At 45.6% G+C, this 17,268-nt stretch carries 14 protein-coding genes; 7 read left to right on the forward strand and 7 right to left on the reverse strand.

Going from position 1 to position 17,268, the window contains the following annotated elements; translation table 11 throughout:
- From EBR25_09155 to EBR25_09170, 4 genes are all read left to right on the forward strand, one after another.
- Positions 1-1,196 (forward strand): methionine synthase (locus EBR25_09155; GenBank protein ID NBW41154.1); only part of this gene is annotated, 1,196 nt, incomplete at its 5' end.
- A 200-nt stretch (positions 1,197-1,396) separates the two neighbouring features.
- Entirely contained in the window at positions 1,397-2,455 is a 1,059-nt protein-coding gene (locus tag EBR25_09160) for a hypothetical protein (GenBank protein ID NBW41155.1), read from the forward strand.
- Positions 2,452-2,907, forward strand: coding sequence for a hypothetical protein (locus tag EBR25_09165; GenBank protein ID NBW41156.1), 456 nt, complete (start codon positions 2,452-2,454; stop codon positions 2,905-2,907). Before EBR25_09160 ends, EBR25_09165 begins: the two co-directional genes overlap by 4 nt.
- Positions 2,908-2,932: 25 nt before the next feature.
- The gene (locus EBR25_09170) at positions 2,933-4,270 is read left to right on the forward strand and encodes an O-antigen ligase domain-containing protein (protein NBW41157.1); all 1,338 of its coding nucleotides are present in this window, start codon (positions 2,933-2,935) and stop codon (positions 4,268-4,270) included.
- 29 nt (positions 4,271-4,299) lie between these two features.
- On the opposite strand, the gene EBR25_09175 is transcribed toward EBR25_09170, so the two are convergent.
- Positions 4,300-5,283 carry a ketoacyl-ACP synthase III gene (locus EBR25_09175; GenBank protein NBW41158.1) on the reverse strand — a complete coding sequence of 328 codons (984 nt, stop codon included), beginning with the start codon at positions 5,281-5,283 and terminating at the stop codon, positions 4,300-4,302.
- Between the two features lie 2 nt (positions 5,284-5,285).
- A complete protein-coding gene (locus tag EBR25_09180; protein ID NBW41159.1) occupies positions 5,286-6,329 on the reverse strand; it encodes a hypothetical protein in 1,044 nt (347 codons plus the stop codon).
- Positions 6,330-6,351: 22 nt separating this feature from the next.
- Between EBR25_09180 and EBR25_09185 the strand changes: the two genes are divergently transcribed.
- Positions 6,352-7,215, forward strand: a complete 864-nt coding sequence (locus EBR25_09185) for an SURF1 family protein (GenBank protein ID NBW41160.1) — start codon at positions 6,352-6,354, stop codon at positions 7,213-7,215.
- Here EBR25_09185 and EBR25_09190 read toward each other — a convergent pair.
- From EBR25_09190 to EBR25_09200, 3 genes are all read right to left on the reverse strand, one after another.
- The gene (locus tag EBR25_09190) at positions 7,192-8,511 is read right to left on the reverse strand and encodes a hypothetical protein (protein ID NBW41161.1); all 1,320 of its coding nucleotides are present in this window, start codon (positions 8,509-8,511) and stop codon (positions 7,192-7,194) included. The genes EBR25_09185 and EBR25_09190 overlap by 24 nt on opposite strands.
- The gene (locus EBR25_09195; GenBank protein ID NBW41162.1) at positions 8,481-9,563 is read right to left on the reverse strand and encodes a ribonucleotide-diphosphate reductase subunit beta; all 1,083 of its coding nucleotides are present in this window, start codon (positions 9,561-9,563) and stop codon (positions 8,481-8,483) included. The genes EBR25_09190 and EBR25_09195 overlap by 31 nt, the downstream gene beginning before the upstream one ends.
- A gap of 83 nt (positions 9,564-9,646) precedes the next feature.
- Positions 9,647-12,925, reverse strand: a complete 3,279-nt coding sequence (locus tag EBR25_09200; protein ID NBW41163.1) for a ribonucleoside-diphosphate reductase subunit alpha — start codon at positions 12,923-12,925, stop codon at positions 9,647-9,649.
- A 704-nt stretch (positions 12,926-13,629) separates the two neighbouring features.
- Between EBR25_09200 and EBR25_09205 the strand changes: the two genes are divergently transcribed.
- Complete coding sequence (locus tag EBR25_09205) at positions 13,630-14,610, forward strand: hypothetical protein (protein ID NBW41164.1); 981 nt, start codon at positions 13,630-13,632, stop codon at positions 14,608-14,610.
- Positions 14,607-15,674 carry a tRNA-dihydrouridine synthase family protein gene (locus EBR25_09210; GenBank protein NBW41165.1) on the forward strand — a complete coding sequence of 356 codons (1,068 nt, stop codon included), beginning with the start codon at positions 14,607-14,609 and terminating at the stop codon, positions 15,672-15,674. The genes EBR25_09205 and EBR25_09210 overlap by 4 nt, the downstream gene beginning before the upstream one ends.
- Before the next feature lie 109 nt (positions 15,675-15,783).
- Here EBR25_09210 and EBR25_09215 read toward each other — a convergent pair whose 3' ends face one another.
- Positions 15,784-16,662: a hypothetical protein gene (locus EBR25_09215; GenBank protein NBW41166.1), complete on the reverse strand. Its 879-nt coding sequence runs from the start codon at positions 16,660-16,662 to the stop codon at positions 15,784-15,786.
- A gap of 41 nt (positions 16,663-16,703) precedes the next feature.
- Complete coding sequence (locus EBR25_09220; protein ID NBW41167.1) at positions 16,704-17,066, reverse strand: hypothetical protein; 363 nt, start codon at positions 17,064-17,066, stop codon at positions 16,704-16,706.
- Positions 17,067-17,268: the final 202 nt, after the last annotated feature.

Here is a 17,268-nt window from a genome sequence, read left to right on the forward strand (position 1 = left end):
CATCACTCGATGAAATGGTACATGTCGCCAGTGAGCTGGAGCGTCAACAGCTAACGCTCCCTATTCTGATAGGAGGCGCCACTACTTCACGAAAACATACTGCTGTAAAAATTGCTCCTCGCTACTCAGGCCCGTGTATTCATGTAGAAGATGCTTCTCGAAGTGTGCCCGTCGTAAACAGCCTTCTCTCCTCTACTTTAAAAGATACATTTGTTAACGAGACGAATGAAGACTATAAACGACTTCAGCAAGAGCACCTTACTCGGCAACAACAACGTGACTACTGCACTCTGGAAGAAGCACGTTTCAATAAACTCGAAATTGATTGGGGATGCTACACTCCACCTGTACCACGCAAGCCAGGGATTCATATCCTGAATAATGTTTCTCTAGAGATAATCAGCGAATTCATAGACTGGACACCATTTTTTCTTACTTGGAATCTAAAGGGCTCATATCCAGATATCTTTGAGTCCCCCAAAGTAGGTCAAGAGGCTCGAAAAATACACGATGATGCTCTAGCAATGCTTCGAGAGATTATTGTCGATCGGTCTCTTGAGGCTCGAGGAGTCTTTGGACTCTTTCCCGCAAATTCTATCGGCCATGATGATATTGAACTTTATACCGATGAAAGTCGTTCTGAGACTTGTGCGGTTTTTCACTCTCTTCGACAACAGACGAGGAAGCGCAGTGAGCAGAGTAATATTGCACTGGCTGACTTTGTTGCTCCCAAGGAGGAAAAGATTCCAGATTATATCGGTGCATTTGCGGTCACTGCAGGAATCGGCATTGAAACTCTCCTCAAAAAATATGAGGCAGAATATGACGACTATAATGCGATTATGGTGAAAGCGATTGCTGATCGACTGGCAGAGGCCTTTGCCGAGTATCTTCACCATCTCATTCGAAAAGACTACTGGGGGTATGCTCCAGATGAGCACCTAACACCACGTCAACTCGTCCGTGAGCGATATCAAGGAATTCGTCCTGCTGCCGGATATCCAGCATGTCCAGATCATACCGAGAAAGCGACTCTATTTAAACTTCTCAGGTGTGAGGACATCGGTATTTCCCTTACTGAGAACTTCGCAATGTATCCAGCTGCTGCCGTCTCTGGTCTCTACTTCTCCCATCCTCGCTCACACTACTTTGGGCTGGGCAAAGTCAGTGGAAGGGCATATCGATTGAAGAGATAGAGCGTTGGCTACAGCCAAATCTGAATTATCGATAATCCGCGCTCTTTGATAAGACTCAACAACGGTAAAGCACGATTATAGCTACTCTGGCTGGATTTAGCCGTGTTTTCTTCATCAGGTTCAGTTCGGGGTTTTTCATTAGACGGGTTCCCTGTATACAATAAGACCAGGAAAAACGAATTCTAGCCGCAAGAGTACACATGACAAAAAACCCGAAAAAAACTCTCCTTCTTCTTCTCGGTATAATACTAGTAGCTTTGCTGGTATTCAGCGTAATGAAGGCCCCAGAATCTCCATCGGCCTCTACTACCTCACCTGTAAAAGAGACCGATGTCCAAGAGGTCTCGGGCAATAAAGACTTAACTGCATCGATGTCTAATGAAGGAACGATCACTGACTTTTCAGATATCGAACTAGAGAACGTTGAGGAACTCGATACTCGTCCAGCAACAGAAATTTATACGAACGCTCAGGAAGCACTCGCTGCTATCCAAGCAGGCGCTGAAGAGTATGATGATATCATTCTCGAACAATTCTCTCTTCTGGGAGAAGATTGTGCCTTTTGCGATTCGCTCTACCAGCAAGTAATCAGTCTTATGCTAAAGCCTGATGCGAATGAAGATGAAAAGGCATACTACTCGGAGGTTCTTGCAATCAGTGGTCGCCCCGAGAATATTGAGACTCTCATCAATTCAATTCGTGAAGCCTCCAATGAAGATGATGCCGATATTTTTGCCGAGTCTCTAGAACTTGCACTCGGTGATGATAAAGTCGTTAAGCTTCTCGCAAATTTTCTTGAAGATAAAAACGAGCTCTTACAAGAGTCCTCTATTGCAGCAATAACCAATCAAGGAAGTAAGTTTGCGGCACAAACACTCTATGAACATACCGTTTCACGAAAAGAAACTGATGGGTATTATGATTTAGGAATAGGGCTTGGAGAAATGATTCCTGATGAAGCGACCCTTCCATACCTTCAAGAACTTGTGCTGAAACGCGATGAATATTCCCACCTAGCAGTAAAATCACTACTGAATTATGGGAATGATGGCGTAGTACTTGTCTTTGATGCATTAACAAATTCCTCTGACCCGGAAAAAGATAAGAAAATGCTCGTTGATGCAATTGACCACGTTGGATATGAAGAGGCGACCATGAACTTTCTTAAAGACGTACTTGCTGACAATCCAGCGCCGCTCGTTGCTCAGTTCGCTCAAGACATACTCGCTGGATTTGATCCCGAGGAAGACGATGAATGAGGTATTCATCCAAATCGAATAATCTCATCGGAAGTGTAAGGAAACTCCTCTTAGTATCAATGGGTGTTACATTTCTCCTGCTTCCCTACCTCGCACTTGCTGAAGCAGAATCCATGCTGGGGCTTTCTCCTTCCGATATTATAACCCAACTGGGATTTCCTTTTGAGAAAATAGAACGTGAATCCAAGAGAGAGAGTCTGTGGCGCTTCTCTAGTGGTAGAGAGGTTCTTTTTCGAGAAGGAGTCGTTATTCAGGCAGATTGGAGACACAAAAAACCTGCTGGCCACGTGGCTCAAAAACCTTCTGCAGAACAGCCGTCTGGCGCCAGCTTTTCTTTTTCTACCAATGAACTAGTATCCGCAATGCAAGAAGCAGAGAAGAATAAAGGAGGAAGCCCTCCAAGCGAACTCGGACGAATGATGTCTGGAAGGAAGAAGATACGAAGTCGGTAACCATTCAAAGCAAGTAATTTGTTCTATGACTCATACGATATCATTTCTTGCACTGACCGGTACTCTTGCTGCAGCACTAATACCCATCAAGTTGTCTCTGACATATTTTGCCATAATTCCTGGCCTACTGTGGTATGGCTACTCTGAGCGTACGAATCTCAAACAAGCACTTCATCGCTATCCAAAGACGATCATTCCTGCACTTTTTTTTGTCTTTTGCATCCTGTATTCCTCACTATTCGGACTCGATACAGGAAGAAGCATTACGAAGGGGCTTAGCCTTGCAGGGATGTTTCTATTGATTCCCTTCTATGCCCTCCTTCGCGAAAGAAATTATATGCGAACTATATTGCTGGCTCTTACCATTGGTTTTTCAATTGAATCTCTTCATACGATATTAGAATCAGCATTTCCAAACGTGCTCTTCTCTTATCCCCACGGTCAAGTTTCCGAAGCTGGGCAGCTTGGAATCGGTCTCTTTGTAATCATTGCCCTCTGTATTGGAGGAGAGATTAAGCAGAGAAGTTCAGAATCAATTATGAAGACGCTCTTTACGGGATTGATTACTTTTTTACTCCTTATCTTCCTGGGGCTCTCCAACTCGCTAAGCCTTTCGCCCATAACGACTCTCTGTCTCTTCTCTCTGTCGAGTTTCCTTCTGATTAAGCACTGCTATCTTCTCATGCGCCTACGAGGCACCATCCATGTTGAAGCTCGACTCTATGCCTTTCTGTCTGAATTTGTCCTTCCGCTCGTATGCGCCGCATTAGTAATCAATATGAAGCGCGGGCCCTGGATCGGTGTAACCATCGGTCTCGTTCTTCTTCTTATTACCATCAGACCCCGATACTTACTTGGCATCATCCCTGTTATTTTTGCATTGCTCCTCCTACAACCAATTCGAACTCGGCTCCTTAATTCACTGGAGCATTTTCTCATGGTAGGTGGTCGTGGTGAGATCTGGCAACTTGGAGGAGAACTATTGGTCCGGTATCCCTTGGGAATTGGATTTCAAAACTCTCGGCTTATAGAGCAGTTTTCACACGATATCCCCAGTAATATGAATCACTTTCACAGCAATCTCATTAACATTATCGTTGAACTCGGTTGGCTTGGAATTGTAAGTTACCTCTGGTGGATCGGAGCTATTCTTATTCTGTCGTTTTCGAAAAAGCTGCCATCAGAATTCCGCTATCTCCAGCTTGCCCTTGGTTGCGGAGTTTTATCATGGCAAATTGCCGGATTATTCGAATACAATTTTGGAGATAGTGAGGTATTTATTGTAGCTCTGATTATTATCGGAACCATCATTGGAGGCACTCCAGATAAATCAGGAAAAGTTGCCAGCGCTCATTCGACTTAAACTCTTTCGAAGTGCAATGCAACTGCTGGCTAAACAGCTTCAAACAGAACCGACCCCCAACTTAAACCTGCTCCTACAACTGCAACTACAATTTTTTGTCCAGAACAGATCTTCTCCCAATTCGCAGCAAGAGTTGCCGGCGCTCCAGCTCCAGCTTGATTTCCAATCTCTGTCACATTGAACCAATGATTTGAATCTGGGATTTTTCTATTATTCGTAATCTGTGCCAGCATCGTACGATTCGCTTGATGACCCACAAATATATCTTTCTCCCAGTCAATATCATACTCGACCTCTAGTCGTTTTATGAGTCTCACGGTCTGTCGCACTGAGAAATCTCTTACTGCCCGACCATCCTGATGAAAATGCCCGAAGGTATCGACAACCACCGCATCACAACGAGTTGGATCTGCCGTGAAATAACTGTCCAACATTCTTAACTTCCCAGGATGCTTGGTAGATACAATCCATGCAGACGCCCCATCTCCCCAAATGGCGCTATCAGATCGATCATTATAATTCACACTCTGAGTAAGGACTGCAGCCGATACACAAAGAACGTAATCCGGTAGAGCCGACTCCTCGTAATTCGATAAATAACTCATATGCAACGCAAAGGCAGGACAAGCCGATATAACATCATACGCCTTAGCTTCAATCCCCAGCTCGGCTGCTATTCTTTGAGATTCCGCCGGAGCTACCTGCTCAGGCGTACACGTATTACAAATAATAAGCCCTATCTGCTCTGGAGAAATTTGTGCTGATTGAATTGCCCCTTTCGCAGCATCAACCGCAAGACTCGTCGTATTATGATCTGCGATTGCTCTCCCCTTTCGAGGATCGCTATTGCGTGTCTCAGCAATATACTTAATTGGAAGAGTTGTGAGACGTCTTTTAATACCGATTTTATCGAGTATCCACTCCTCATTTGTTCCAATCTCTAGTTCTTCAATGAATGAATTGTAGATTTCGTTTTTCGGGTGAGCGAAGCCCATACCAAGAATTGAGAGCATTCCTATCCCTCCCGTTCCAAAATAATAATACCGATTGAAAGACCAGCACCACTTAGCAGAATTACAATCTGCTCTGCATCCATCTCTTCTTTGGTTTGAAAATATCGTAAGGCAGCAAAAGGAGATGCTCCAAACATGTTTCCAAGGTCATTAAAAGAGCTATGCCACTTCCCAATACCAACAGCCTCTTGTAACTGGGAGAAGCTCTGCGGAGTAAGTTGCGATTCTATAAATAATGCATCTTCAGAAATCAGCGAACCATGCTCATTGATCAATTCCAGCAGTCGCGGAACAAAAACCTCTCTCTCGATACCGAGATTTACCTCAAGATGTCCGTAAAGATCGATAGTCCAATGCTTTCCAAGCGAGGGAAACGTCTTCGCTACTGCTGTTTTCACTCTGAGATCACTTTTTACGGTTGAGACAACCGCTGCTCCTGCTCCATCAGAAAACACTGCCTGCTCAATGGATTCTTCCCGAAAATCAATTCGACTCGTAGGTATATGTGAGGATAAGATCAGGGTATTTTCCGGTAAGCTACTTTCCTTCCATGACAAAAGAGTCTCGAGATGCAACGCAAAATCAGCACCTCCTGCTTGAATATCATAAGCAGGTATCTTGACCCCCAATTCTTTTCCAACACGCTGAGACTCCGTGGGAGTTGTTTGAAGAGGGGTACAGGTTGCACCCAATATTAAGCCCAGCGATTGCGGCTCTCTCTTCCCAAATTGTAATGCTTCTCGTGCTGCTTCAGCTCCTAATGAGGTCGGAGTAGCAAGAAGAGCAGGCATGACTTGAAAAGGATCCTCATTCTTTGTTTCACTAAGATACTCAGGGGTGAGAGCAGTTCGAATATCGGGAATTGGAAATGAGACAACGTCATCGCCAAGTGAAATAGAATCAAACAGCCGAGTGTCTGGCCTCGAATATCCAGTTGAAGCAAGGTAGAGTTGTCGCATAGGCTCTTTTATAAATATTATAACTACGAGGAAAGATTGTATTGTTTTCCAGAAAGCTTTCAACTCCCCGCGGGAGGAAAGTCTCATAATCACTCAAAGAGCACAATTTATGACCAAAAATCGACGCTTTAACTTCTCGTGGCGAATCACTATTTTGGGGATTCTCTGCATATTCGTGACCGCGCGGCTCTCATATTGGCAATGGGAGCGGTATTTGGCGAAAGAGTCCCTACTGAGCGAGCTTGACGCCCGTCTCCAGCTCCCTGCTGTTCCGCTCGAGACGCTCCTCCCCATTGACCCAGCAAAAGCCTCTCAGCTGCTCCATCGCCGAGTTCTTGTAGAAGGAACATTCGATTTCTCACATGAATTTGTAAAACGGAATCGAAGAGATGATTCAGATGGTCCAGGCGTTCATGTCATCACGCCACTACAAATTGATTCTTCTAAAGAATACGTACTGGTGAATCGTGGCTATCTGCCATTCTCTGTAAAGTCTGGAGAAGCGCGTAAACAGTTCCAGCATCCAGCACGAGCCTCATTTGAAGCACTCGTTAAGATCAGTGAGGTGCCACGATCTTTCTTCTCTCCGAAAGATAAAAAGCCCAGTCGCGGCTCAGATTCCGATTGGATTGATGAGCGATACCGTGTTGATATTGAGTTACTCCAGAATCATCTCCCCTATCCTCTTCTCCCTATTCACCTAGAAACTATTCGGTCAACGTCCTCCGATATCGCTACAAAAGAATTAGTGAAGAACTCAGAGACTCGAAATGAGATTTTTTATCTAGGAAGCGATCTCAATAAGGTAACCTCCGGTGGAGTAAATCCTGAGAGAGAGTACCCCGTACCAGCCTTTAGCACTGTTGTACCGTCGGCTACTCACCTCTTATATGTCTATGAATGGGCGCTCATTTCGTTTGGCGTACTCCTGCTTACTATCGGATTGCAACTAAGAAAACGCACTCGCAAGTGATATGTTTAAAATACATAACGTCGTTCCGGAAGAAGAGGAGGGTTCACATGACTCTTCGTCTGTAACACCAAAATCAGTATCCTGTACTAGGATAAACTCGCTTCTCTTCGCGTCGTAAGCCATTCCTTCAAATTTCCGAAAACCACCACACCACTCGTCTTGAAGTGGAGTTCGTGAAATTGTCTTAAGGAGGCTATCTTCGAATTTAGCTAGCGATGTTCTTGATTCTATTTCTTTCTTTTTCTTTTTTTGTTCTTTTAATGGAACAAGTCCCTTGTAGCTCAATAGCGTCAGATACGATCGCTCTGATTCTCCATCATGTACTCTTTCCAATAGTAAAAGCCTGCTATCAGAAATCGCCTCAATAGCAGAAACTTTCACCTCCTGACGATGAGAGGGTGATATATGATGTAATGAATACGCATACATCTCGGCTCTCTCACTCTCTGGCGAGAACTTCACCAAGCGAATTACCGAAGCCTGTCCTTTGTCTTGTAGCTCGAGTGCGAGTGGAGCTTGGAGGGCTATCCAAAGATCTCCATCCTCTGCTACCGCTATTCCTTCAAAGCTTTTGTTTTGCTGTGAATATTTTAATATGTGAGGTAGCCCATTACCTACCACATACCGTCTTTGAATAGCACCGGATTGTGGATGAACTTTCAACAATGCTGGATTCGACTCCTCAACGATCCAAAAATATCCATCCTGGTCGATCGCAACGCCTTCTGGATCAAGAAGATGCTCTTGATTGCATATCAGGCCAGGCCGCTTACCTGGCATGCTGTTTTTTTCTAAGAGAGTCTCATGTATGGGAATAGCACTGTTCGCTTGATACTCATGAGAATGTGTTGATTGGTGGAGAGAAACGATAAGGGGAGAAAAATCGTCTAGCGCATATCGCAATCCATTGCATACCACTCCCTCCTGGCAATCCTCTCCAATAATAGGCCCTCTGTCGGTAACTCCCCAAAGCAGTCCATTTTCTCCGAGGGCGAGTCCCGAGCCAAAGGCAAGGTCATACTGCTTATAGGACCAGAGGCTTTCAGGCACATGTACTGATACCTCTCTAGCAGCATGAACGACTGTCTCCCGAACTCCCTTAGACGCAACCCTAACCGGCTCGTCTGCCCAAGCTATGATAGAGACGAATTGTATGAAGAGAAGAAGATGCGCAATGAAAAAAGAAGTGCCAGTGCAAAGTTGGAAGATTAGCAAATAAGATCCACTTCGCACTGGCCAGGAGAATAACAGCTGATTCGTTGTACTTACCAAGACAACGATCCAGCTCCCTGATATTCTGTTACTCGAGTTTCAAAGAAGTTCTTTTCTTTTCCGAGGTCAATTGTTTCGCTCATCCATGGGAATGGATTCTTAGAGCCGTATTGCGTAGGTAGCCCGATTCTCTCCAATCTTCTATCTGCTATATGCTGTACATATTCGCGGAACATTGGAGCACTAAGCCCTAAAATACCCCGAGGCAAGCAATCAACCGCGTACTGATATTCAAGCTCAACTGCTTGTCTTATGATATCAACGATATGATCTTGAAAATCTGGAGTCCATGCCTCTGGATTCTCTGCCTTGATACTATTAATCAAGTCTATGCCGAAGTTCAGGTGTATTGTCTCATCTCGCAAGATGTACTGGAACTGCTCTCCGACTCCAGTCATCCGATTTTGGCGAAGGAACGATAACATCATTACAAAACCGCTGTAAAAGAAGATCCCTTCCATTACAACATAGAACCCTACGAGGTTCTCAAGAAATTTTTGAACTCCTTCTGTTGTTTCTGTTGAGAAGTCATCGCGGCAGACATCAGCCGTGAGCTCCATCTCAAACTTATCTTTCCCGTGAATAGAGTTGACTTCATTGTACATATTGAAGACCTCGCCCTGATCGAGAGAGAGAGATTCAACAATGTAGTGGAAGGTATGTGTATGAACAGCTTCTTCGAATGCTTGTCGTAGCAAATACTGACGACATTCTGCGTTCGTTACATGCTTAAAAATCGCAAGAATGATGTTATTTCCTACAAGGCTCTCTGCTGTACTAAAGAACCCAAGATTTCTCATGATTACTCGCCGCTCATCCTCTGTCAGCTTATCTGACTTCCATAAGTCGATATCTTTTGACATCGGCACTTCTGTTGGCAGCCAGTTATTTGCACATCCATTGAGATAGTGCTCCCATGCCCACTTATACTTGAGAGGCATCAGCTGATTTACATCAACCTTACTGTTATTGATGAGTCGTTTTTGTGAGGCAATAAATCGCTGCTCTGAGCCAGCAGATTCATCATTTCCTGTTGTCTCATCCCCACTGCCATTTGCATCATCAAAGTTCAACATAGCTTTTCTCCTCTTTTAATACCTACCTTCTTCTTTTTGCTCCAATCCCTAAGAGCTCTTGCAATCCCCAAGAGCTCTTGCAATTACTGACAGCTTTCGCAATCACCATCGAGGTTACAGACTTCCTTCGGCATTGCGGGCGATGATGGTTTATCAGCAGCCCCCTTATCCTCTGTCCTATCTACTTTTATCTCCGACGATGCTGACTTATTCTTCATCCACCGTGGTTGCAATCCTCGACGGTTTATATCCATTGTAGATTTTTCAATTTGAGTAGCACCCAAAGAGCGGAGGTAATAGGTTGTTTTTAGTCCCTTCTTCCAAGCCATAGTGTACATGTCGTTCAACTTCTTTCCACTTGGCTCAGCCAGATAGAGATTAAGAGACTGCCCCATATCAATCCACTTTTGCCGCCTGCTAGCACACTCAATAATCCACTCAGGCTCGATTTCAAATGCCGTCAGGAATATTTGTTTCACTTCGTCTGGAATCCTTTCAATTTCTAGAATGGATCCATCAAAATATTTCAGATCATCGATCATTTCCTCATCCCACATTCCAAGCTGCTTGAGCTGCTTGACGAGGTGAATGTTACTAATCGTAAATTCTCCCGAGAGATTGGATTTCACAAAGAGATGCTTGTATGAAGGCTCAATTGATTGTGTAACACCCGTAATATTAGAGATCGTAGCTGTTGGCGCTATCGCCATCGTGTTGCTATTCCTCATGCCATTACGCTTTACAGCATCTCTTACGATACTCCAGTCAAGCTTCGCGCTCCGATCCACATCAAGGGCATCTCCACCACGCTCTTCTGCTAACAGATCAAGCGAGTCGATCGGCAGTATCCCTCTGCTCCATTTTGACCCATCGAAGGTTTCATAGTGTCCACGCTCGGCTGCAAGCTCAGTAGATGCCAAGATAGCGTAGTACGAGACTGCCTCCATGCTCTCATCAGCAAACCGTACGGCCTCTTGACTTGCATAACTGACACCAAGCTCGTACAGCGCATCTTGAAACCCCATCAAGCCAAGTCCAACCGGACGATGCCTTAAGTTGGCACGCCGAGCCTCCTCTGTCGGATAGAAGTTGATATCGATTACGTTATCAAGCATCCGCATTGCCGTTCGCACGGTTCCGCTGAGAAGCTCTAGATCTATCGCTCCAGCTGTTAAGTGCGCATGAATGTTTACCGAACCAAGATTACACACCGCTGTTTCGTCGGCTGATGTATTGAGTAAGATCTCTGTGCAGAGATTGGAGCTATGAACCACTCCAGTATGATCTTGTGGAGAACGAATATTCGATGGATCTTTAAATGTTATCCAAGGATGTCCTGTTTCAAAGAGCATACTCAGCATCTTTCGCCATAGCGTCACAGCCTCTATGCGCTTAAAAAGCTTCAACTCTCCAGTTTCTGTCATCCGCTCGTACTGCTCGTAACGCTCATTAAACGCTTTCCCATAGAGGTCATGCAGATCGGGAACGTCGCTCGGGCTAAAGAGCGTCCATGTTCCATTCTCAGTTACACGCTTCATGAACAAATCAGGTATCCAGTTTGCTGTATTCATGTCGTGAGTTCGTCGACGCTCATCTCCAGTGTTCTTCCTCAACTCGAGAAAATCCTCGATATCCAGGTGCCACGTCTCAAGATAGGCACACATCGCACCCTTACGCTTACCGCCCTGATTTACTGCTACTGCCGTATCGTTTGCCACCTTCAAGAAGGGGATCACTCCCTGACTCGTTCCATTCGTGCCCTTAATCCATGAGCCTGTGGCACGGACGTTTGTCCAATCATTGCCAAGCCCACCAGCCCACTTCGAGAGCTGCGCATCATCTGCTACCACCTTGAAGATATGCTTAAGATCATCCATAACCGTTGAGAGATAGCATGAGCTCAGCTGTGGATGGAGTGTTCCAGCATTGAACAACGTTGGTGTGCTGGATATGAAGAGAAACTTTGAAAGAACATTGTAGAACTCTATTGCTCTTGCCTCTTTCTCTTCACCCTCGTTGATAGAAAGACCCATTGCCACCCGCATCCAGAAAATCTGCGGCGTTTCAAGTCTATGTCCCTCGTGGTGAATAAGATAACGGTCATACAAGGTTTGCAGCCCCAGATATGCAAACTGCTGATCCCTATCGAGCTGTAGAGCCGATGAAATAGCATCAAGATCGAACTCCATTAATCGAGGATCGATTCGTTCAAGCTCTATAGCCTTCTTGAGATAGGTTTTAAAATACGAGCGATGCGTTGCCTCGAGTTCTGGGCTATGTGCATCGACTCCTAGTGTGGCGCGATACATCACATCCAATAAGAGACGCGCTGCAACATTTGAGTAACTTGGCTCTTTCTCAATACGCGCCTTTGCCGCCATGATATTAGAGAAATCGACTTCCTCAATCTTTACTCCCTCATAGAAATTATTGAGCGAGTCCTCCAAAATAGTCTCTGGATCAACTACTTGCTCTAGCCCTCTACATGCGTATGCAATTCGACGGCGCAATTCTCCTTCACTCAGCTCAAAGGAACCTCCGTCTTTTGCTGTTACGGTAAAAATCTTTCCTGGGTCTGTTATAGCGAGCTCTACCTGAGAGGTTTCAGCACTTGGAACCCCTCCCTGATGCTCAGTAGCGGCAGCTGCAGTAGGAATTCTTCCACTTCGCTCTTGTTCACGAGCAATCGCTCTTGATGTACGGTAGATGATGAAGTCCTTAGCGACCTGAAAATACCCTTCTGCCATCATCTGCCGCTCGATCTCGTCTTGAACGAGTTCTATGTGCAGCGCCTCCCCATTACGACAAGCCTCAACCGCTCCTTTCACGACTCTTGAGGTCAGCAAGTTTACTGCATCAATAACTTCCTGCGGGGTAGGTCCTTCAATCTTGTATGTTGCTCGGAATGCCTTCTCTACTGCTGAAGCAATTTTCAGGGGATTGAAGCGAACGAGCGTGCTCCCGTCTCGTCGATAAATCTTTAGACTGCGAGGGGAGTCTTCACGGCGTAGCCTTCTGTCATCTCGGTACGCTATATACTTCCTTCCGACTTCATAATGTCCTTCATCTAAAAGCATCCGCTCTACCGTATCTTGAATTCCCTCCACGGTAAGACATGCGCCCCGTTGTGCTGCTTGAAAGCACTCCTCTGTTACCTTTTCTGCTGTTGCTTGGACTGCTTTGTAAATGTCTTTCGGCAGCGGCTCACTTTCTGGAATGTCACGGGTTGCTCGAAATGCGAGCTCTATGGCTCTTCTGATTCTATCTCGACGAAACGGCACGAGCATTCCGTCTCTCTTTACTACGGTACATTCATCTGGTGACTGAGGTGATGAACTGCCAGTTTGATGCGAAACGATCATGGCTTCTGCGGGGGTTTTTGTTACCGTAACCTCTGCTGCAACCTTGTGATGCCCTTCAATCCTTTTTCCCTCTTCACTGCTTGAGCCACCTAACATAACGGATCCTCTCCTCTATATTTTCTTCACTTCGCGCTTCTTAATTCTTCTTTTCGCGACCCTTCTCTTCGCGATTACTCGGTTCGGTTTTTCGCTTCCCCAGTGCTGCTCTACAACCCAGTGCTGCTCTACAACCCAGTGCTGCTCTACATCTGAATCTTCCTGATAATGACCATGAGCCACTTGGGAAGACACGAGCCACTTGGGAAGACCTCTCCGCTCTTTTGAGCCCGATCTGCCCCCCCCTCTACGGCTGTTGTTCGGCAAGGCTCACCTGTAGCGTCATTTTGTACACCAGCTCTCAGAGACACAATATGTTGGGGTTTGCTAACCTTTCCACCACCAGATATACGGTCAGGAAGGGCTTTGTGTCCATAATTAAAATCTCAATTCCTCAAAAAATAACATCGTTATATGCATAAGTTTCTGAATTAACTGAATAACCATCTATGTATTTCTTTTTTCACACCTGTGAATAACTAGTGGATAAAGTTGTTTGAAAATTGTGAAAGAACGTTGGTCTTTTTAAGTTGCTGAAAATCCATTATTTTTTAAGTCTAAATTAGAAAAGCCAACAATAGAACAACACAACTGTGAAGAGGATTTGAATGAGCGTTATTACCAAAGATATTGAATTCTCACATTCTATCCTCTCGTACGTAATCTCTGCGCTCCAGGGTGAGTTTGCATATCAAAATATTCTCAAGCGACTGGGTTCTACCTCAATGAATGAGGAAGAGGCCAAAGAACTCCAACAAAAGATTCAAGAGGTCAGTCAGTGGCTTGAACAAACCCTGAGCGGAAAGCCAATCCTTCAGCTCGAATGGGATGAACCGAAAAGTAGTGAGGGCAAGAAGGTATTCGCCATGAGCCGCGAACTCATCTCTGATATGAAAGCTTTGGCGACAGATTTGGATTCGATACTCACTCAAAAACAATTTGATGAAGTTCCACGCAATAGGATTGCGATCCTCCTCGCTGTTTTAGGGAAGCAAACGTACGCTCGCGACAACTACTTTCGCTGCTTTTATAAACTCTATAAACATTTCGGTAATACAGAAGAGAGCGCAAGATTTCGCATCGGCGTAAAGTCAAGTGAGAAAGATCTTGAACATGTGAACTCTTTTATTGTCGCCTTTCAAGGCTATTCCGATCTGCCACTCGAGTTTTATCATGCACTGTTCGGAGAAATCATTGCTATGCCGGGTCTCCTACGAACCCAAGCATTCGATCTCATGCTTCTCTGTGCAGCGTATAAAAAAACCTTCTCTTTTGATGATGCGAACATTCCTCAGGAAGAGAGTGAGCAGTGGGAGCAACTCGGTATTCCGCCCCACGAGGCTGGACACTGGAATGCCTATAAAATATCTCCGTTGGAAGCTCAGATCTGGATGCAAGGTGGCGTTCCTATTTCCTCTGTGGCAGGGCTTTGGAAGTCTTGGCACTTTCCCCCAGAGGAGGCGACTGGATGGTATCAGGCGGAGTTTACTCCCAAAGAGGCATCCGATTGGGCAAATGCTGGATTTTCTCCAGAGGAAGCGCGTAAACTCATTGAACGTGGGGTTTCTCATCCTTCCCTCTTTAAGTGAATTATCAACTCGCACCTCTCATGTTGCTTAATCTCCCCTCATCTCCTCCCTCTCCGCTCCTCATGCTTGCACCAATGGAGGGACTAACGAATGGGGGCATACGACAGTTAATCCTTGATATCGGTGGAGTGGATACCGTTGCTACGGAATTTATACGAATTACAAGCCCCAACCAGAGGATCAAACCGATACACCGCCACGATACTGGATTGTTACAAATTCAATTTATGGCATCTGAACCAGAGACTCTCGCTCGTCTCATTCGGATGTTGCGAAAGAGGGGGGTGATTACCTCCAGGGATTGGATTGATATTAACGTCGGTTGTCCTTCGCGTAAAGTAAATGCCCATGGCGCAGGAGCGGCACTCCTGAAAGAACCAGATAAACTCTCTCGTATGGTTTGCGAAACGCGAGCAGCGCATCCAGATGGGAGGCTCTCAATGAAAACACGAATTGGATATGACTCAAGTAGCGATTTTTCAATGCTGCTAAAGACCTTCTCGCAACTTCCCCTCGACTTATTGACAATCCACGCGAGAACAAAGAAGGGGAGCTATGATCCCGAGGCTCTTCAGCTAAGGCCCCTTCACCAAGCTGCCACAACGCTTCCATATCCTGTTGTTGGAAACGGTGATATCTTTTCGGTAGAAGAAGCCATTCGCATGTTAGACACCGGCGTTGCTGGGGTAATGTGTGGACGAGGGGTGATGGTCAATCCGTTTCTGTTTAGAGACCTTAGGGAGTTTCTTAATAGTGGCGAGCTCTCTATTCAAGAGGACGAGCGTGTATCTCTCCTCTATGCGTTTGCCCTTGACTACCTCTCTTACCTTAAAGAACAAGAGACCAAGACAAAAACAGGATCGAAAGTCGGTGCCTTTAAAGAGTTCTCCACATGGTTTTCGCGAAATTCACTCATTGGAAGAAAATTCTTTGATGCTATAAAACGGCTCTCGAGTCTGGCTGATATTGAAACCAGTGTGCACTCCTATTTTAGTGAGCTCACCCTGAAAAAGCCTGGAAAAACGCAGGGCTTCCGGTGCGTAATCCATAGTACATCAGCATAAAGAGCGGTGAGCTCCCCCGCTCCTTCTTGAGGTGGCTACTCGTTAAGAGAGCCATCCCATCAAGGGAGGAAGGGAGCTAACACCGCTCTTTACAGCCAGCCGTGTCGTTCTATCGGAACGAGTAGCTGATGGTAGAAGCAACCAACGGATCTTTCTTACCAGTGTTTTCACCGTCAATTGTTTCTCCGTATCGGAGGCTGAGCGCAAGTCCGGATTCAAAGAAGTAGTTCAGTCCACCAACGACGTTCGTGAATCGCTCCTTCGAACGAGCCGTTGATTCCTTGCTCCATCCTGGTCCGAAGAAGTCCGGTCCACCAAGCGCATGTTGGTGTCCGATATCAGCAGTGAAAGTAAGCCGGTCAGTAATTGAGCCGTACATTCCAAAGCTGCTGTTGATCTCCTCTGGCTGCCCTCCCTCTTTCACTGCATAGCTGAGCGAGCCGTAGACACCGAACCAATCATTGATCACCTTACCGAGACGAAATCCATTTTCAAATCCCCACGCCTTGTCTCCAGCCGAGCAAAAGTGCGTGTCGTATCCCTCTTGTGGGTAAGAGCCTGGCATTGTGAGTCGAGAGAACCACGTTACCGTAGGTGTCCAATCGCCCGCATCCTCAGCGAACTCGTCAATGAGTGCATATCGGATACCTACACGAGTATCGTCCATACCATTTGCAATTCCTACTCCACCACCAGCATTGAGTCGCGTGTAGCCAACGCTCACGTCAAGAGCGAGCTCATCTGACAGACCTTGCTCATATCCAAAAGTGAAGGTCTGCTGAGTCAGGTGATTAAATCGTCCTCCACGGTCGATATTTGGTCGAAGAGCACTTCCCTTCCAGTATTCTGGGATCTCTTCATATGTGTAGTCGAAGAAAACAGATTTGTTCCCTTCTCCAGGAAGCCATGGGCTTTGAGCTGTTGCTTGCCCAACTGGGTAGAGCAACAAAGCAGCAAACCCTACTAGTAGTCTAGAATAAATCTTCATTTCGGATCTCCTTTTAAACTTTTTCAAAGTAATCGCTCTACCTAGTTAATAAGAAAGCGCTTCTTCAGATATACCTTAAGGGCAGACATCTCCTTGTCAGAAAGCTTGCCGGCAAGACCAGTCAGATTTGCTTTTGCTGACTCAGGAAGTGCTCCTTGAAGACCAGAGAGTTCTGCTTTCTGTGATGCGGCGTCTCCACCACCAGTAAGTGATGCATTTCCTTCAAAAATGCTCTTGCCAAGCACATATTGTGCCTTAGCGGATGTTGGCGGCTTTGGAGGTCGGCTTGCATAGCTTCCCGATGCATGAGCAGTAGAGGGAAGGCTGCCGAGTAGTCCGATACCGGAAAACGCGAAAACTCCGAGTATACAAAACGAAGTCATTACCTGTCGTAGCTTAATCATAGTAACCCCATGGTTTTAGACGTGAACACAACTCCTAACGATAGATGCTCTTTGAGATTCAAAGATGCACATAGTTAAATGGACGGTGCAAGGGGCTTTCGACGAACGCTGAGGAGAACTCAAGGCAAAAACGGAGCCTCGATAAAAATATGGAGAAAGGAGATAAAAATATGGAGAAAGGAGATAAAAATATGGAGAAAGG

This window comes from bacterium (assembly GCA_009926305.1).
Lineage (GTDB): Bacteria > Bdellovibrionota_C > UBA2361 > UBA2361 > RFPC01 > RFPC01.